At 51.8% G+C, this 17,942-nt stretch carries 15 protein-coding genes; 8 read left to right on the top strand and 7 right to left on the bottom strand.

Going from position 1 to position 17,942, the window contains the following annotated elements:
• The first annotated feature begins 2 nt into the window (after positions 1-2).
• Positions 3-2,444 (top strand): carboxy terminal-processing peptidase, encoded by a 2,442-nt coding sequence (locus QEH59_RS14060; RefSeq protein ID WP_308986011.1) that lies wholly within the window; start codon positions 3-5, stop codon positions 2,442-2,444.
• An 87-nt stretch (positions 2,445-2,531) separates the two neighbouring features.
• On the opposite strand, the gene carA is transcribed toward QEH59_RS14060, so the two are convergent.
• Together carA and QEH59_RS14050 are read right to left on the bottom strand one after the other, a co-directional pair.
• Positions 2,532-3,698 carry a glutamine-hydrolyzing carbamoyl-phosphate synthase small subunit gene (gene carA / locus QEH59_RS14055; protein ID WP_308986010.1) on the bottom strand — a complete coding sequence of 389 codons (1,167 nt, stop codon included), beginning with the start codon at positions 3,696-3,698 and terminating at the stop codon, positions 2,532-2,534.
• A gap of 90 nt (positions 3,699-3,788) precedes the next feature.
• Positions 3,789-4,100, bottom strand: a complete 312-nt coding sequence (locus QEH59_RS14050; protein WP_308986009.1) for an ArsR/SmtB family transcription factor — start codon at positions 4,098-4,100, stop codon at positions 3,789-3,791.
• Between the two features lie 78 nt (positions 4,101-4,178).
• On the opposite strand from QEH59_RS14050, the gene QEH59_RS14045 reads away from it, so the two are divergent.
• Entirely contained in the window at positions 4,179-5,366 is a 1,188-nt protein-coding gene (locus QEH59_RS14045; protein ID WP_308986008.1) for a KamA family radical SAM protein, read from the top strand.
• A 96-nt stretch (positions 5,367-5,462) separates the two neighbouring features.
• Here QEH59_RS14045 and QEH59_RS14040 read toward each other — a convergent pair whose 3' ends face one another.
• From QEH59_RS14040 to QEH59_RS14025, 4 genes are all read right to left on the bottom strand, one after another.
• The gene (locus QEH59_RS14040; protein ID WP_308986007.1) at positions 5,463-6,584 is read right to left on the bottom strand and encodes a DUF481 domain-containing protein; all 1,122 of its coding nucleotides are present in this window, start codon (positions 6,582-6,584) and stop codon (positions 5,463-5,465) included.
• Complete coding sequence (rny, locus tag QEH59_RS14035; protein WP_308986006.1) at positions 6,581-8,107, bottom strand: ribonuclease Y; 1,527 nt, start codon at positions 8,105-8,107, stop codon at positions 6,581-6,583. Before rny ends, QEH59_RS14040 begins: the two co-directional genes overlap by 4 nt.
• Positions 8,108-8,327: 220 nt before the next feature.
• Positions 8,328-9,233 (bottom strand): hypothetical protein, encoded by a 906-nt coding sequence (locus QEH59_RS14030; RefSeq protein WP_308986005.1) that lies wholly within the window; start codon positions 9,231-9,233, stop codon positions 8,328-8,330.
• 115 nt (positions 9,234-9,348) lie between these two features.
• Positions 9,349-10,017 carry an HAD family hydrolase gene (locus QEH59_RS14025; RefSeq protein ID WP_308986004.1) on the bottom strand — a complete coding sequence of 223 codons (669 nt, stop codon included), beginning with the start codon at positions 10,015-10,017 and terminating at the stop codon, positions 9,349-9,351.
• A gap of 108 nt (positions 10,018-10,125) precedes the next feature.
• Between QEH59_RS14025 and QEH59_RS14020 the strand changes: the two genes are divergently transcribed.
• The 6 genes from QEH59_RS14020 (at position 10,126) to QEH59_RS13995 (ending at position 16,642) form a co-directional block, all read left to right on the top strand.
• Positions 10,126-10,662 (top strand): hypothetical protein, encoded by a 537-nt coding sequence (locus QEH59_RS14020; RefSeq protein ID WP_308986003.1) that lies wholly within the window; start codon positions 10,126-10,128, stop codon positions 10,660-10,662.
• A gap of 18 nt (positions 10,663-10,680) precedes the next feature.
• Positions 10,681-11,271, top strand: coding sequence for a guanylate kinase (gene gmk / locus QEH59_RS14015; RefSeq protein WP_308986002.1), 591 nt, complete (start codon positions 10,681-10,683; stop codon positions 11,269-11,271).
• 277 nt (positions 11,272-11,548) lie between these two features.
• Positions 11,549-12,016 (top strand): type IV pilus modification PilV family protein, encoded by a 468-nt coding sequence (locus tag QEH59_RS14010; RefSeq protein ID WP_308986001.1) that lies wholly within the window; start codon positions 11,549-11,551, stop codon positions 12,014-12,016.
• 60 nt (positions 12,017-12,076) lie between these two features.
• Positions 12,077-12,610, top strand: coding sequence for a prepilin-type N-terminal cleavage/methylation domain-containing protein (locus tag QEH59_RS14005; protein WP_308986000.1), 534 nt, complete (start codon positions 12,077-12,079; stop codon positions 12,608-12,610).
• Between the two features lie 3 nt (positions 12,611-12,613).
• Positions 12,614-14,110, top strand: a complete 1,497-nt coding sequence (locus QEH59_RS14000) for a DUF7305 domain-containing protein (RefSeq protein WP_308985999.1) — start codon at positions 12,614-12,616, stop codon at positions 14,108-14,110.
• 258 nt (positions 14,111-14,368) lie between these two features.
• A complete protein-coding gene (locus tag QEH59_RS13995; RefSeq protein ID WP_308985998.1) occupies positions 14,369-16,642 on the top strand; it encodes a Tex family protein in 2,274 nt (757 codons plus the stop codon).
• Positions 16,643-16,758: 116 nt separating this feature from the next.
• Here the strand turns inward: QEH59_RS13995 and gcvT are convergent, their stop codons facing one another.
• On the bottom strand, positions 16,759-17,850 hold the full coding sequence (gene gcvT, locus QEH59_RS13990; RefSeq protein ID WP_308985997.1) for a glycine cleavage system aminomethyltransferase GcvT: 1,092 nt from the start codon (positions 17,848-17,850) through the stop codon (positions 16,759-16,761).
• Positions 17,851-17,942 lie beyond the last annotated feature (92 nt).

Below are 17,942 nucleotides of genomic sequence, written 5' to 3'. Positions count from 1 at the left end.
GCATGTCTGACGATACTACCAAATCACGTATGAATAAACGCATCTTTCGATTCGCACTCGCGGCCACGGCCGTGCTGGCCTTCGCACTCTCGACCTACGCAAAGCTTGAGCCCAGCAAAGAGATGGCCTCACAAACGCGCTGGGTCGTCAATACCATCAACGCACGTCACTACCTGCGCGGCACAATGGAGCAACTCGACGGTGCCGAAATGGTCGAAGCCTATATTGAATCCTTTGATTATAGCCGCATGTACTTCCTGCGCCCCGAAGTGGACGACTTTATATTCCGCTTTGGCGACGCGATGGAGGAATCCTTAAAAAAAGGTAATCTTTACGCAGCCTTCGACATCTACGAAAACTTTAAACAAAAAGCCGAAACTCGTACCCAATGGGCATTTGAACGACTAGAACAAGATTTCGACTTTAGCATCGAGGAGAGCTTCACCCCCGACCGCCGCGAAGCCGAATGGCCAGCGACCCCCGAAGAAGCTGAGGCACTCTGGCTACGACGCCTCAAATACGAGCTACTAAATGAAATGCTCTCCCTGGCCGCAGAAGATAAAGACAGCAATAGTGCCTCACTCTCCGCCGACAATCCTGATGTCGTCGATCCCAATGAAGATGAGGAGGAGTTTGACCCCTCCAAGCTCTTACGCCTGCTGGAAGATCGCGAATTCTATGCTGAAACACTCGACGCCGCGCGTGAAAAAATCCACCGCCGCTACGAACGCAACCTCAGCCACACCATCGCACGAGAAGCCGCAGAAGTACAAGAGTCGTTTATCAATGCAATGACACAGCTCTTCGATCCACACTCCACCTTCCTCTCATCCGACACTCTCGAGAGCTTCAACTCCGCAGTGCAGAACTCCTTCGTCGGCATCGGTGCAATGCTCGAAGACGACGATGGCATTTGCACCATTAAAGAAATCCTGCCCGGTGGTCCAGCAGAGCGCTCACGCCTGCTGGAAGCCGAAGATCAAATTCTGGGCGTCGCGCAAGGAGACGAAGAATTTGAAGATGTAGTCGACATGCAACTGCGCTACATCGTGCGTAAAATTAAAGGCGAGAAAGGCACTACAGTTCGGCTCCTGATCCGCCCTGGAGACGCAGCCGATCCCTCTGTCCGCAAGATTGTGCCAATCGTACGCGACGAAGTCAAACTCACTGCCAACTTGGCAACTGGCAAACTAATCAGCGTGCCAGTCAATGACGAACAGACAATCGCTGTCGGCGTGATAGAACTGCCCTCCTTTTACGGCAACATCGGTGCCGGCGGTACACTCACCACCACTACCGACGACGTTTCAGAATTGATTAACAAGCTACGCGACGCTGGTGCAGAAGGTCTCATTCTCGACCTTCGTATGAACGGCGGCGGCCTCCTCAGTGAAGCAGTGAGGTTGACCGGGCTCTTCATTCCAGTAGGCCCAGTGGTACAAGTACGCGACAGCTCGGGACGCACCGACGTGCTCTCCGATCGCGACCCCAACATGCTCTGGGACGGCCCACTGATCGTGCTCACCTCCCGCTTCAGCGCCTCAGCTTCCGAAATCGTGGCAGGTGCCCTACAAGACAATGACCGCGCGCTCATCGTAGGTAACAGCTCCACACATGGCAAAGGCACGGTGCAAGAAGTTTACCACATGAACAGTCGGATGCCCTTCTCTTTCCTAAAGAGTATCGAACCAACGGCACGCCCCGTCGCCTCAAAAATCACTATCAAGCAATTCTTCCTGCCTGATGGCAGTTCCACACAGGTAAAAGGTGTACCCTCGGACATTGTGCTCCCCTCAGTAAACGAGTTCTTGCCGATTGGTGAAGATGACCTGCCCCACGCACTCCCTTGGGATGAAGTGAACCCCGTGGACTGGATCAATAATTGGACGAAGTTGGATGTCGACAGCCCCGAAGATCCTAAATTGGTACAACGCCTGATAGCTGCCAGCCAAACACGCCAAGAATCTCTTGAAGAATTTCAGTTCCTCAACAAACAAATCGAATGGCGTCGTCAGCGCTACGAAGAAAAAGCGATTTCAATCAACCTCCATCAACGTATCGAACGCAAAATTCGCGAAAAAGGCTATATTGATGAACTCGATGAAATCTACGAAACCCTAAGCGAAAACGACTACGAAATAGAAGAGTTCCTACTCAAAATAACTGAGGAACAGGATGCACTCTCGAAACAAACACTTGCGCAACCCATTCATGAAATTGCCGAAGAATTAAGCGAAGGTGTCGTCGACACAGAGGTCAGCGACGCGATCGCAACCATCGAGGGCAGCGATACAGCAGAAAACGAAGAGGAAGACGATGAAGCGACGAGCTACGACATCTATCTCCGCGAAAGTGCACGCATCATGGCCGACTGGATCAAAGCTCTGAATAAGCCAAAGACAGCAACAGCTTCAACCCAAGTCGAAGCCATCGCGCAACCTTGAGCCTAGGAATCTTAGTTGCCTAATAGCCAAGGCAACTAAGGAGGCGCGGGGGCATAGCTGCCCGCGCGTGATCCGTCTCATTAAAACCTACCCGTGGTGCTTCGCAACCATGTTGTAGAAATCTACAAAGAGCGCGTCGGCGTCGTTCGGGCCAGGTGCTGCCTCGGGGTGGTACTGCACGGAAAAGACGGGCTTATCCTTCAAGCGCAGTCCTTCGACAGTGTCGTCGTTGAGATTGATCTCTGTCACGATCGCACCAGTCTTTTCCAACTCTTCCCGAGTGGAAGCAAAACCGTGGTTCTGCGCCGTGATCGAAACCTTTCCGGTCTCCAAATTCTTAACTGGCTGATTGCCACCACGATGACCAAACTTGAGCTTAAAAGTTTTCGCTCCAAGAGCGTGCGTAATGATCTGATGCCCCAGGCAAATTCCAAAAGTCGGGTAATCCTCAATCAATTCCTTAACCGTAGCGTGTGCATACTCCACCGCTCCCGGATCTCCGGGACCATTGGACAAGAATACGCAATCCGGCTTGCAGGACTTAATCTCCTCCGCTGAGGCGGTGGCGGGAAAGACATGCACATCGAAACCATGGTGCTGCAGCTTGCGGTATATCGAATACTTCGCACCAAAGTCCATAGCCGCCACCTTAAAGCGAGGCTTCGCGCTTTTGTCCTCATTCAGCTTCAAATCGGTGCCGACCACTGTAAAGGGGGTCGATTGCTTCATCTCCGGGTCCCAGTGATAAGCCTCCTTGGCAGTCACTTCCTTAACGAAATCCACCCCGATCAAGCCACCAAATTCCTGCGCACGTTTAACCGCCTCTTCCTCGGAAATATCCTCTGTGGTGATACAGGCTTTCAAAGCACCGGAGACACGCAACTTCTTAGTAATCGCCCGCGTATCCACCCCTTCGATGCCCGGAATACCCGCTTCTGCCAGATAGTCCTGGATTGAAATATTGCTTCGCCAGTTGCTGGCAACGGGACTGACCTCACGCACGATGAATCCCTTGACCTTGGGACCGTCCGACTCGACATCGTCCGGACAGATTCCATAGTTACCAATCTGCACCGCGGTCATCGTGACAATTTGAGAAAAATACGACGGATCGGTCAAAATCTCCTGATAGCCCGTCATACTAGTATTGAAGCAGGCCTCGCCTACGTTGGTAGCCACAGCGCCAAAAGCGCGGCCACGGAATACGGTTCCGTCTTCAAATGCGATAAGTCCTGTGCGAGTCGTTTTAGCCATGTTAGCGCAGCAGCCAAACGAGAATCCAGCGCCATGCAATTCAAAAGCTAAAACGGATGCCACGAGTTTCCACTTTTTTAAGTCGAAAAATTAGCTCAGCACCTCCCCCAACTGAGTGCGCACCAACGCTGCGGCCTCTAAATCGATCCAGTAAATCATATCGCGGCATTTTTTCTCATTGGTAATAATCCCTGCCTGGCGGAGTATGCGTAAATGATGTGACGTGGCTGGTTGCGACAGCCCAATCCGCTCTGCAATAGTTGAGACATTGCAGGCATTATCACAGGTGGGCTCAGTCGGCAAAATGCGTAAGATCTGCAACCGCACAGGGTCCCCCAGCGCCCACAGCTGCTTCGCAAGCACATCGATCTCCACATTTGTTTTCACTGATGCCATTGACATATTTAAGTATGTAGATACATCAACTCGTCAACAACCGAAGAATCGCTTTTCTTAACTTCTAGCCCGATCTGCTTAAAAATGTATCCAAACGACTCACTCGAAAACTGGCATCAAGGCCAAGGCCTCTGGGCGGATGTGCCCTCCGAGGACTGGAATAGCTGGAAATGGCAGCTTAAAAACCGCCTCACCAAGCTGGAGCATCTGGAAAAACACATGAAACTGACCGCCGACGAGCGGGCAGGCTGCCTCTTTGCCAAAGACAAACTGGCACTGGCGATCACCCCTTATTTCTTCAACTTGATAGATCGCAACGATCCGAACTGCCCGGTGCGGCGGCAAGTCATCCCCCGCGCAGGCGAAATGCACACTGCCCCGGAGGAAATGCTGGATCCTGTGGGTGAAGAAAATACTAAGCCAGTCGATGGCATCGTGCACCGCTATCCCGACCGCGTGCTCTTCTTGGTGACGGACCGCTGCGCCTCTTATTGCCGCTACTGCACGCGCAGCCGACTGGTCTCGAATGCGCAGGACTATAACTTCCACCCAGAGTTCGAAAGCGGCCTCGAATACATCCGCTCGCACCCCGAAATTCGCGACGTCCTGCTCAGTGGCGGTGATCCGCTGCTACTGTCCGACCGCAAGCTGGACCACCTACTGGGCGAGTTGCGTAAAATCCCGCATGTCGAGTTCATCCGTATCGGTTCACGCATTCCGGTATTTTTGCCACAGCGCATCACTCCAGAACTGTGCGAGATTTTCAAAAAGCATGGCCCGATCTGGATGAGCATACATGTCAACCATCCAAACGAGTGCACTCATACCCTGCGTAATGCCTGCGAACAATTAACCTATGCGGGCGTGCCTATCGGCAATCAATCCGTGCTACTGCGTAATGTAAACGACGATGCCGAGGTCATGAAGTCACTCATTCATCGGCTACTGATGATGCGGGTGCGCCCCTACTACCTTTATCAGTGCGACCTAATCACAGGCAGCGCACATCTCCGCGCCGACCCACGCAAAGGCATCGAAATCATCCGCAGTCTCAGAGGACACACAACAGGCTACTCCATCCCGCAGTTTGTCATCGACGCACCAGGAGGCGGCGGCAAGATCCCGATCAATCCCGACTACATCAAAGAGATTACCAATGAAGCCATCGTGATGCGCAACTTCAGTGGCGACGAATACCGCTACCCGTTCAACAATAATACACGCATAGAACAATCTCCTGACGCCCCAGAACTGGAAACTATTTTGATGTAATCCCGATTCGCGTCAAAGCGCCCTCCGTGGAAAATCTGGGAAATGCCCACCGACTCCGAAACTTAGTTTCCACTGTGCTATTGCACGCAGAGGCAGCTAAAAATAAACGACTAGTGCATTGCGCCATTGCACATCATCCTGCGCGCTGCCAGTCCCCACATCATTATCGAAACTCTTATTATAAGAGAACTCCAGCCCCAGCAGATCCGTCATGCGCACCCGAATCGCAGCAGTAAATACATAATTGAACTGCTCGGAGTTCTCCGGATTCCAATAATAATTAAATTTCTGTACAAATGAGGTGCGTTTAAAGGGTTTCCAAGTCGCTTCTTGAAAAATATTTGCCAAAGGATTCAATCCCGCCCGGGTATCCTCGTAATCTGCATCGAACTCTTCGATGCCTCCACCGCCGCCGAGAAGAATATTAAAAGTATCCGATGGCTTATAGTGGTAGCCCACTCCCACTGTCTCCTGAGCCTCACGGTCGATCCCCTTGATTTGATCCGCACGATAGCCTAGTGCATTCTGAACAAACCAGTCGTTCCAAAAAGTGCGTCGATAGGTAAACTCCGCATCGTATTTGTCAGTCGAACGATACTGCGAACCGTCCGAGCGTTCGGTTTCACGAAACGTATACGAACCTGAAATACGATAATAATTTGGACTCTGCTTAGGGTCAATTTCCAGCTTCCCATTCGCATATGATTCTGCCCATTTGGTATCTCCCTGGCTCACATTGACCCCCAAGCGTATACTCCCAGACCAATCATCAGGCGCTTTGAGTGCTTGAAATTTCTCAACGACTGGACGCACTCCGTCCAAAACTGCCTCAGGCACCAAAGGTTCGACGCGAGTCTCAGTCGCCACCAGCACCTCGGCCTTCGGCTCGGCCGGCTTCTCAGCCTTCAGTTCAGACGGCTTAACAGACGGCTTCCCCTCGGATCTGGTCCTGATGTCCGACGACGCTTTACGCTGCACGACGACAGCCGGTGTTTCGGTGACAGCCTGCTTTGCTTCAATAGATACAATACGTGATCGCAGCATCTGCACCTCGCCCAGGATTTCAGAGCGCAGCACCACAGTTTCCGATGTTGATTGCGGGAGCACCTCTCCAATCAATTGCTCACCTGTATCCAAAATTACCAATGAAGGCGCAGCCAGCAGCGGAGCCCAGGCCCAGACACACAGTACATAAAAAGAGGTTAAAAAGTTTCTCATACAGCAGTTTCAGAAAACCTTTGTTCACGAATCACAGTAATTTCAACCGTTCCGGGATAATTTAATTGTTCTTCAATACGCTGACGAATCGTACGGGCCAGTTGACGCGCCTCTTCGTCATTCACGATTTCCGGCTCAACAATCACCCGTACCTCACGGCCAGCTTGCACCGCATATGCCTCACTCACCCCCGCCTGAGCAGCAGCGATATCCTCAATACTGCGCACCCGCTGAATAAACCCGTCAATGGACGAGGCTCGAGCACCTGGCCGCACCGCTGACAGCGAATCAGCCACCATCACCAATCCCGCATACGCACTCTCCGCCGACACCTCCTGATGATGCGCAGCAGCAGCATTCACCACACGCGCATCTTCCCCATACTGCTTAATGATCTCAGCACCGACTGTGGCATGGCTGCCCTCATAGTCTTCATCGACCGCCTTACCAATATCGTGAAACAAACCTGCTCGCTTAGCGATCATTGGGTCCAAGCCGATTTCAGAGGCAATCAGCGCACATAGATTGGCCACTTCCACGGAATGCGCCAGGGTATTCTGATTATTGGAAAGGCGATAGTGCAGCTTACCTAATAATGCCACAACTTCAGGGTGCACATCATGTAACCGAAGTTTGCGCAAAGCTCCCTCTCCTAAATCGATGACATTCGCACGCATCTCTTCCTCAGCACGAACGACCTCATCTTCAATGCTAGAAGGATGAATACGACCATCTCGTAAAAGTGCCTCCAGCGCGATACGCGCAATCTCACGTCGCACAGGATCAAAGCAGGAAATCAAAACAGAATCCGGCGTCTCATCGATCATCAAAGTCGTGCCAGTAGCGTGCTCAAATGTGCGAATATTACGCCCCTCGCGACCAATAATACGGCCCTTCATCTCCTCACTGGGTAAATTAACAACTGTAGCCGTCGCATCATTCATCGGTTGACTGGTGATGCGCTGCATCGCGGCCAACAAAATACGCCGTGCCTCGCTCGCAACATCGGCCTCCGCACGCCCCAACAGACTCTGCCGTAACTCACGTATCTCTTGCTCACACTCACGCTCAGTGCTTTTCATTAATAACTGACGTGCTTCGTCACGCTCCATTTGCGTGATTTGATGCAATTTAAGGCGATAAAGGCGACGAATCTTCTCGGCCTCGTGCTCAGCATCCCCCAGCAAACGCTGCTCCCGTGCCAATTCTTTAAATTTCAAATCGACCTGCGCCTGCTGCTCAGACTGTCGCTCCCCCTCGCGCTCAAGCTCACGCGCACGAATTTTCAACTCATCCTCACGAGTGGCGATTGCCCGCGTCAAATCCAACTCTTTGTTCCTATAATTCAACTCCAACTCCGATTGCTCTTCTTTTTGAGCAAGCCGTGCCTCTCGTGCTTCCACATCGAAACGACTACGTAACGCTTCTTCCAATCGAACAAAATGGCGCTTGGTCGCTATGTAAGTAAGCAAAATGCCAACAATGACACCTAAGAAGCCCCCGATTATATAGTCAAAATTCATACCTTGATGTGATCCGATAGACTAGTCAGGTGGGGTCGTCCCGGCCAATCCATCTCCATATACTAAGCCAGCTCAATCCCGCAACGCACAGTATAGCTTATATATATGGGTACCATCTGCATTAGATCAAGTGAAACTTGAAAGCGGTAGCTTATCCCTCGTAAAAAAAGGGCGCCCCATCGCTGGAGGCGCCCTTCTCACGAATAACACAATCAACTAACTAAAACTCATAAACCGCCGAGAACGTCCAACGCTCACCGAACAAGCTATCACGATCATTCAACTCCGTCTCATATGCAATTCGAAGTCCGAGATCCTGAATCAAGCGCAACTCAGCACCTACAGCGATAGTGTAGCTATCATTCTCCTGCCCCCCAGGCAGACTGCCAGCGTCCACACCCGAAAAATTCAGCACACTCAGTGATGCCGGCGCTTCATCCTGCGCCAAATAACCATTCACCTCAATCACTGGACTCAACCAATCAGTCATATAATAATCGGCATGCAAATGCAAGGTCACCATATCGGAATTCCCAAGTAGACTATCTGAATCGTCCTCAGATAAAATCAAATTTGCCGTCGCTCCAAAATGCAGCCGATCGAAGCCCTTGTTAGCCGACAGCCAAAGACGAAACTCATCACTGTCCTGCAAAACATCACTTTCTCCCAGACTAAATTCATATCCGAGTCCAAGTGCCATATGAAATTGATTTTCCCAGTCTTGGACAAAAGCCCACTTAATCCCGGCACCCACATCATTCCAGCCCGAATTATCCTCCAGCGCCCCCGCATCATCAAACTCGGTATAGCCGTCTTTGTAAGCTACAAATTGCAAACTCTCCGTTAATGCAAGTCGCAGCTGCAGGGCCATAACCGTAGCTGATCCATTATTCAGCACCGCCCCAGTATCCGAATCAAACTCGTGAGAGACATACCATGCCCTCACATCGCTGGTAACAAATGAGTCTTCATGAAAATAGGGTGCGGAAATCGGACGCACCACCCGATACTCCGGATCAAGATCTACATTAGAATCGCTAAACAGAACGTAGCCGCCCTGTGCATTAAGTGCGCAGCCCATAGCCAGTAAACTTAGGGACGATAGAGTATTTATTTTGCTGTTCATGAGTAATATCAACTGACCCATAAATAAGCCACACTAATCAAAATGGTCAATGAAATAAAGTTAAACTTATACAAAATACTTCACTGAATGCGATTCTGCATAGCGAATAACCCGATCACCCCTCAGCAACAGGCAAGAGCTGCCGCAAATCGCTGACCTCCGTAGCAATGGGGCCTTCTGGTCGGTCCGCCTCTGAGGGAAAATACACAAAATGTACATCTACAGACGCAGCAGCAGCTCGATCCGCTTCCGCATCACCTATAAACACACAGCGATCTGGTAAGACCTCGGTTTCACTTAAGATACGTCGCAGACTCTCTGACTTCGCCGGAGGCGAACCAATCACCACATCAAAATAATCAATCGCACCAGTAGAGACCAACATCGCTTCCAAGGGAGCTTGAGGCGTACCTGAAAGCACAAAACGAGGCAGGCTCGCATCCCGACAGGCCAGCACAAACTCGCGCGCCCCCACCCGCCAGTCCGCACCCGCACAAAGTGGCTCACAAATCGCTGTAAAACGCTCAACCTCCGCGTCTAAAAATTCCTGCGAAACCACCTGGTTCAAAATGTCCTCATAAAAACTGCGAATATGGTGGGCACGAGCCTTACCAAAACCAGCCATGACCACCTGCATAAACTCCGCCCCACGCGCCGTATGCGCCGTTGGCACCCACCGCTGAAAAGCCTCAATTTTAGCCGCCATCGTCTCCAAAAGCACACCATCGCAGTCAAAAACGACCAAATCAATTGGCCGCCACACGTTATCCAAAAGCAAGTTCATCAGCACAGATTTGCCGTGAATTCTTCAAACTGACAAACGTCGATTCTCTTTTTTTCCTTCCACCAGCAGCATTAGTCATTACCCATTACCCATCCGCCACCACAAATCATGACACTTTTTCAAGCCACACTCTTCACCAGTATTTTCCTAATCGCCTTCGGCGCCCACTTTCTGTGGCACGGCATGAATTCCGCCAAAAGCACGAAAGCCTTCCCACGCTCACGCGTTGCGGCATATATCTTACTCGGATCTGCGGCCATCTGGTTTCTATACAAAATCACACAACTCGGGCCCGCTGATTTCGGGCAGTACAAAAACCTACTCTTCGGCATTTTCCTAGTCGTTACCCTCGGCTCCTTCATCTACGTACCGGACTTTCTGGCCGTAAGAGGGCTGGCTGCGCTAATACTCCTCACAGCAGGTGCACTACTAGACGCCGCTTATATGCAACTGCCGATCACGCGTCTATTTTTAGTGAGCTTCACCTACCTAGCCATCATCACCGCCTTGGTTCTAGGGGCAAACCCTTATAAACTGCGCGACTTCTTCGATTGGCTTTATCGCAAAGAATTACGCCCACGTGTTTTTGGCAGCCTCTTTGCCGCCTACGGCCTGTTACTACTCGGAGTCGCCTTCACCTATTAATTCCTCCCACTTCCTCTTGTGAACTCTGGACACCTCATAATCGTATCCGGCCCCGCCGGCAGTGGAAAAACAACTGTATGTGATCGCATGCTATCCGAAATCCCCGGCATCCAACGCGTGGTCACTTCCACCACACGCCCCCCCCGCGGCAATGAAATAGACAAAGTCGACTACTACTTCTTCGACCACGAAACCTTTAAAAACAAAATCAAAGCAGGCGCATTCTACGAATATGCACACGTACACAGCAACCTATACGGCACTCTAAAACAAGAAGTTCAGGGCAAATTAGCCGCTGGTACCGACTTATTGCTTAACATCGATGTCCAAGGCGCCGCACAAATGAAGCAGACAGCCCTGAATGACCCTCTACTCAAAGGCAAGGTCGTCAGCATCTTCATCATGCCACCCACCATCGAAGAACTGGAAACCCGCCTGCGCGGACGCGGCACAGACGCCGAAGATGAAGTCCAGCGCCGCCTGCAAGTCGCAGTCGAGGAAATGAAACAGAGCCCACTTTACGACCATACCATCCTGAGCGGATCACGCGACCAGGACTTCATCGCATTGCGACAGATCTACAGCCAGCTAAAACACTGCGATAGCTAGAGCGATCCCGGCGCTTACAAGTACCTGGGCAATCACATCTCTCCAAGCCCCTTCGCAACGCACCGACTCCGACGGCTCGCTTTCACCTTGGGCTGAACGCTCAGAGCTAGAGTTCGATACCCCTATATTGTCGCCTAAATCTTGCAATTACCTAAATCTTCAGTTAAATCTAGGATAAATAACAGCGAGGGAATAAGGCCAACCGCCCAGAGATAAGCGGGCGAGAGGCCACTGACAATGGCTAAATCAAATAAAGCGATTTAGCTAACACATCGAAGTGAAGACACAGCAAACAATCGCAAGTCCGGAAGGAAGGCACAGTCACGGCTACACGATAGTTGAGATCGTCATTGCCATCATGGTGCTCGGTATCGGACTAACATCGGCCACTGTCTGCCTACGCAGTGGAATGCTGTTACATGACAACTCACGCGCCACCACCTACGCAACCCAAGTGCTGCAAGACGAGGCAGAAAGCCTCCGATTAATGAACTGGAGCCATATCGGAAGTTTATCACGAACCAAAACCTTGACGCCCTCCGACACCCTCGGAAGCGATGAAATCCGCCCGGAGCGCTTCACCTTCACCAGAGTCATCGATGATGTCACTGGCAAAACAGACCTCAAGAGTGTCCTGCTTCAAGCCGAATGGGAAGGAATCAATAAAAAGATGCACTACCTGAGTATCGAGTTTCTGTATGCCAAGAATGGCATGCACGATTATTTCTACGGCGTGCGACCATAGAAGCCAATTTAATTACAGATGTTCCTCCACAATCACCACCTACTTATAAGCAAAGCGCACATGCGCTGCACCAGAGGTTTCACTCTAGTTGAACTCCTCGTATCTCTAAGTCTCTCAATTATTCTCTCCGCTGCGGTCCTCACCTTCTACGTATTCTTCGCCAAAGCGACCCTACTGGCCTCCAATTATTCTGAGTTTGACCGGGAGGCTGGAACTTTCCTCCAATATTTCTCCCGCGACATTCGGGAAGCTGAAGACATCGTCTGGCTGAGTGAAAACGAATTCCGACTACTAAAAAAAGGTATCTACATCACTTATACCTACAATTCGCAGCTTAGAAAAGTCACTCGTAACTCTCCCGATCAGGGCTCCGATGAAGTGGCATCCAACATAAACGATTTACAATTTGCCGCCTACACCATAAGCGGCAGCCGTATTCAAATCGCACAGAGTTTAACTCAAGCAAACGAGAACACTAAAATGATGCAAGTCATTGGGACCTCTAGCACACGCATCGCAACGGGCATTCAGAGCAGCGCCCCCATTGTTTCCGCTCGCTACGTATTACGTAACAAGGCCACTCCAATCCCATAAAATATGCGCACTCACGTCACTCATTTCACGGGAAGCCAGCACACCACAGGTAGCGCCCTTATTATCGCCCTCATTTTTACAACAATTCTGGGAGTGATCGCGGTCCCCAGTTACCTACAACTCTGCAGCCAAACCTATAAAAGCTCGAATCGCGCATTTTATAACATGGCCACCATGAATCTGGCTGAGTCTGGAGTCGAATATGCAGTCAATGCCATAATGAGCTCCAACGAGAACCCCAACTACAGTTGGGCTGACTGGACCATTCAAGGCAGCGACGCCCAGATTCAACTCAGTGACCATATCTTCATCGGCAATATCACAGGCGCGACCAACATTTATATCTACAACTACGCCAGCGACGCTCCGGAAGTCGTCGCCAAGGCCACCGTAGTGCTTCCTTCCAGCCCTCCGATTACCCGCTACATGTATGCCCGTGTATCTGCCTCGACATCTCAGGGGCTATTTGCTTATGGCATGCTAACCAAGGATTTTATCAAAGCCAGCGGAGGTGTCGTCTTCGACAGTTGGAACTCGGATCCCGATAATGACTCCAGCACCAGCTTCATTCCCTATAGCAACTCAGTAGCCACTGATAAAGTTGCTATTGCCACCACTGGCACCAGCGATGGTTCCATCACACTGGGCAGCTCCGATGTTTACGGAACAGCCGCAATTGGTGGCTCAGATTACTCTGGCCTTTATGTCAGCTGGGGTGGACAAGTCGGCCCCAAGGATATAAACGAATGGGATCCATCTGACACAGAAGAACTCTGGAAGAAAAACGGATGGTTAGTCTCCACCCAAACAGGCGCACTATCGACTAGTTTTACCGCAGATTTCGAAACAATCACCGCCCCCACACTCGAACTCACTCACCTGTGGTCCGAATATAAGCTGCCCTATTCCTATGATGACCCAGCAACATCATGGAATGATAATAAGTATATTGACGAGGAAACGATCGGGCAACAAGGCATCGCCACGGTGCTCAATATGAACGAACTCGAAATCAAGGCAGGAGCCACTCTACGAATAGAAGGCGACGTCACGATCAATTTACCGAACGAAAATGAGACCACACTGAAAGTCATTCAAGGCGGCGCCATAGAAATGGCCTCAGACGCCACACTCAAAATCTATATCGCGGGAAACATGGAAGTAACCGGAGCCGGCATTTTCAGCGAAGTGGCCCCTAAACAACTACAAATCTGGGGCACCGGAACTGACACACAGAGCATCAACTTTCTTAACAATGGCCAATTCAGTGGACTCATCTATGCACCCAATGCAGAAGTAAAAATCACGGGAGACTCCGACCTCTACGGCTCCATCGTTTGCAAGAATATCACACTGACAGGCAGCGGATCCTTTCGCTACGACCAAGCACTCGCCAACTATACCGGCGACACCAGCACCCCTGGCCCCACACGTGTCGATTATGTGGAAGAACTGGTAGGCGATGAAAGGGATCCCTATGTAGAGAATCTGGCATTTTAGAAATCACCCGCTGGCCCTCGAGTCTGTTAGCCGGCCAGTCGAAGCGCTATCATATAGAGGCCCAAACGCCTTCACAACACCACGCTACAGTCAAGAGGCTGGCACAGGTCCGGGAGTCCAGCATCGGGACACAGCGAATGACTCTGTTGTCCGAAAAAAAACATTTTAGCTGACAGTTTTGCTTTCCCTACACAGCAAGTGGCATAGGGTCATCCGCTTCCCAAACAGATCCGAGATGGATTGCCTCTTTATTGACCCATGCAGAACCCATTCATTGACCAAATCGCCGAAGAACTGAGCCTAACTGCTCAACAAGTGACTGCCACCGCGGCGCTCATCGCAGAGGGTGGCACCGTGCCCTTCATCGCCCGCTATCGCAAAGAACAAACCGGTGAACTGGATGAAGTTCAAATCACCAGCATCCGTGACCGCTTGCAACAACTAGCCGACTTAGCCAATCGCCGGGAATCGATAAAAAAATCGCTCGATGAACGTGGCCTACTGACAGATGAACTAAAAACTAAAATCGCTGAGGCGAAAACCTTGGCAAAGCTAGAAGACATCTACCTCCCCTTCCGCCCCAAGCGCCGCACCAAAGCGATGATCGCGCGCGAACGTGGGCTCGAGCCGCTGGCCACGCATATCTTCGAAAATCAAAATGCAAATGATACTGCCGAACAGGCACTTAGCTATGTCGACGCTGAAAAAGAAGTCGCAGACGCTAATGCTGCACTCGAAGGTGCCCGCCACATTATAGCCGAATGGATCAGCGATGATGCCGACGTCCGCGAGAAACTGCGCAAGCTCTTCTGGGAGCAAGGCATCCTAAGCTCCGAAGCTTTCCCGGGCAAAGAAGTCGATGGGGCCAAATACAGCGACTACTTCGAGTGGAAGGAACCCATCAAAAATGCCCCCTCCCACCGTGTGCTGGCGATTCGACGCGGCGAAAAAGAAGGCTTCCTCTTCCACCGGATCCTACCGGAAGAAGAAGCTGGCATCAGCATTATCGAAAAGCAATTTCTCAATGGCCGTGGCTCTGCCGCCGACGAGGTCAAGAAAGCCATCTCCGACGCTTACAAGCGCCTGCTTAGCCCCTCAATGGAAACCGAAGTGCGCATCCAAGCAAAAAAGAAAGCAGATGCAGCCGCCATCCAAGTCTTCGCCGACAACGCGCGCGAACTATTGCTCGCCTCTCCCCTAGGACAAAAGCGCACGATGGCCGTCGACCCAGGCTTTCGCACGGGTTGCAAGACCGTCATTCTCGATGCTCAAGGCAAGCTACTCTTTAATCACGTGCTCTTCTGCACGGGCGGCACGGGACAAGTCGAACGCGCGGCCGTGGAGGCCAAGGCGCTGATCGAAAAATACAAGATCGAAGCCATCGCCATCGGCAACGGCACCGCCGGCCGAGAAACGGAAACCTTCTTCCGCGGACTCGGACTCCCCGCCAATATTATTATCGTCAGTGTCAACGAATCGGGCGCTTCCATCTACTCCGCATCCGAAGCCGCCCGCGACGAGTTCCCCGATCAAGACCTCACCGTGCGTGGCGCCGTCTCCATTGGACGCCGTCTAATGGACCCTCTCGCCGAGTTGGTCAAAATCGACCCTAAATCAATCGGCGTAGGACAATACCAACACGATGTCGACCAATTTGCACTCAAACGGACACTCGACGACACCGTGATCTCCTCCGTGAACAAGGTGGGCGTCGAAGTGAACACCGCCAGTAAGCAACTGCTCTCCTACGTATCCGGCCTCAACGAATCCATCGCAGGCAATATCATCGCTCACCGTCAGGAAAATGGCCCCTTCAAATCACGCAAAGAATTGACCAAAGTCAGCCGACTCGGCCCCAAAGCCTTTGAGCAATGCGCCGGATTCCTACGCATTCGAGATGCCGCCCATCCACTCGATCAAAGCGGCGTGCACCCCGAACGCTACGCTCTCGTCGAGCAAATGGCTGGCGATGTAGGCTGCAAAGTCGAAGATCTAACCAAGGACGGTGGCGCCCGTTCGAAAATTAACTTGCAAGACTACGTATCGGAAGGAGTCGGGCTGCCAACCCTGCGCGACATCATGGAAGAATTGGCCAAACCTGGCCGTGATCCACGCAAACAGTTCGAAGCCTTCGCCTTTGCCGAAGGCGTGGATAAGCCCTCCGACCTCACCCTCGGCATGAAGCTACCCGGAATCGTGACTAATGTCACCGCTTTCGGAGCCTTCGTGGATGTCGGCGTACACCAAGATGGCCTCGTCCATATCAGTCAACTCGCAGACAAATTCGTCGACGACCCCAACAAGGTCGTGAAAGTCGGCGACAAGGTGCAAGTCACGGTCACTGAGATCGATCTTCAACGCAACCGCATCGCCCTGTCCATGAAAAAGCAGCCCGAAATCGGTGGCAAAAAAGAGCGCACCGGTAGCCCGAAGGGGCCCGGTGGCAAGCCCAAGAACGGCCAACGCGGCGAGCGCCGTTCCAGCAACAACGACTTCGGCAGCAACTGGTTCGACGCGGCGCTAAAAAAGTAGGGTCGCCAGTTCCAGCTCCAAGACCAACGTTCGAGAGCAAGATGCTCCTGCTACAATAATGTAACCATAGCTTCCAACTACAGAGCTCAACGTCCGGGAGCAGGACCCCCACTACATTATTTATGCAGCGGCGGCTTTGCGATTTGCAGCGGCAACTGATTGCCACGCAGATCCACAAACAGTGGCGCATCCCTCACCTCACTGCGAACAATCGCACTACCAATCGGGCAGTTTATGATTGGCGAGAGCGTGCCTGAGAGTACCCGTCCCACCGCTTCACCAGACGCATCCACCACCGGCGTACCCTCACGCGCAATACGACGCCCCTCGAGCCTGAAATGCACCACGCGACGCGGAATGCCGTTTTCCTTTTGCTCCGTCAACGCGTTCTTACCAATAAAATCAGTCTTATTCAGTTTCACCGTCCAGTCGAGACTGGCCTCAAATGGAGTGATGTGGTCACTCAATTCATGCCCATAGAGCGGTAAACCAGCCTCAAGACGCAAACTATCACGCGCCCCCAGCCCGCAGAGCTTCACGCCAAAAGCGTCCCCCTCAGACATAATTTGCTTCGCCAACACCTCCGCAACCTTCGGCGAGCAGTAAATCTCAAAGCCATCCTCCCCCGTATAGCCCGTGCGACAAATACGAACCTTTTCACCCCCAAATGTCACCAACTGGTGCCAAAAGCGTTTAATTTCCGCAACTTCCCCCAGCCCAACTGCCAGTAAAATCGCTTCCGCCTGAGGCCCCTGCAAGGCGAGCAAAGCATAGTCATCAGAGTGGTCCTCAATGCTAACATCCAAGCCCCAACGCTCGGCCTGCTTCAAGAACCAGCCGTAATCTTTTTCAATATTCCCCGCGTTGACACAAACAAGAAACGCTTCCTCTCCAGTCCGATAGACAATCAAGTCATCGACGACCGTGCCTTCACTATTGCACATGGGGGAATAGACCGCCTTCCCGATCGGCGCACTAGCTACGGCATTCACCACCAACCGGTCTAAGAAGAGTGCCGCATCGCTGCCCTGCACAAAAAACTCACCCATGTGGCTCACGTCAAAGAGCCCGGCGGCTTCACGCACCGCCTTGTGCTCCTCCAAAATGCTGGTATATTGCACCGGCATATTCCAACCGCCGAATGCAACGAAACGTGCGCCTTGAGCGGCATGAAAATCGTGAAGTGGTATCTGAAGTACGCTTGGCATAATTAAATCTGTTTTTGGAAAAAGTAGTGGCTGCGAGTTTAATCTGTCGTAGGGGCTTCACTGGTAAAGACCGCTTCTGTGCGGCTCCCTAC

Source organism: Thalassobacterium sedimentorum (genome assembly GCF_031127905.1).
Classification (GTDB): domain Bacteria; phylum Verrucomicrobiota; class Verrucomicrobiia; order Opitutales; family Coraliomargaritaceae; genus Thalassobacterium; species Thalassobacterium sedimentorum.
This window is presented reverse-complemented; position numbering and strand designations above follow the sequence as displayed.

Coding starts and splice junctions, on each gene's coding strand:
- QEH59_RS14030 (WP_308986005.1), bottom strand. CDS start 9,233: ATGAACAGCAAAATAAATACTCTATCGTCCCTAAGTTTACTGGCTATG.
- QEH59_RS14040 (WP_308986007.1), bottom strand. CDS start 6,584: ATGAGAAACTTTTTAACCTCTTTTTATGTACTGTGTGTCTGGGCCTGG.
- gcvT (WP_308985997.1), bottom strand. CDS start 17,850: ATGCCAAGCGTACTTCAGATACCACTTCACGATTTTCATGCCGCTCAA.
- rny (WP_308986006.1), bottom strand. CDS start 8,107: ATGAATTTTGACTATATAATCGGGGGCTTCTTAGGTGTCATTGTTGGC.
- QEH59_RS14050 (WP_308986009.1), bottom strand. CDS start 4,100: ATGTCAATGGCATCAGTGAAAACAAATGTGGAGATCGATGTGCTTGCG.
- carA (WP_308986010.1), bottom strand. CDS start 3,698: ATGGCTAAAACGACTCGCACAGGACTTATCGCATTTGAAGACGGAACC.
- QEH59_RS14000 (WP_308985999.1), top strand. CDS start 12,614: ATGCGCACTCACGTCACTCATTTCACGGGAAGCCAGCACACCACAGGT.
- QEH59_RS14025 (WP_308986004.1), bottom strand. CDS start 10,017: ATGAACTTGCTTTTGGATAACGTGTGGCGGCCAATTGATTTGGTCGTT.
- QEH59_RS14020 (WP_308986003.1), top strand. CDS start 10,126: ATGACACTTTTTCAAGCCACACTCTTCACCAGTATTTTCCTAATCGCC.
- QEH59_RS14005 (WP_308986000.1), top strand. CDS start 12,077: ATGCGCTGCACCAGAGGTTTCACTCTAGTTGAACTCCTCGTATCTCTA.
- QEH59_RS14045 (WP_308986008.1), top strand. CDS start 4,179: ATGTATCCAAACGACTCACTCGAAAACTGGCATCAAGGCCAAGGCCTC.
- QEH59_RS14060 (WP_308986011.1), top strand. CDS start 3: ATGTCTGACGATACTACCAAATCACGTATGAATAAACGCATCTTTCGA.
- QEH59_RS13995 (WP_308985998.1), top strand. CDS start 14,369: ATGCAGAACCCATTCATTGACCAAATCGCCGAAGAACTGAGCCTAACT.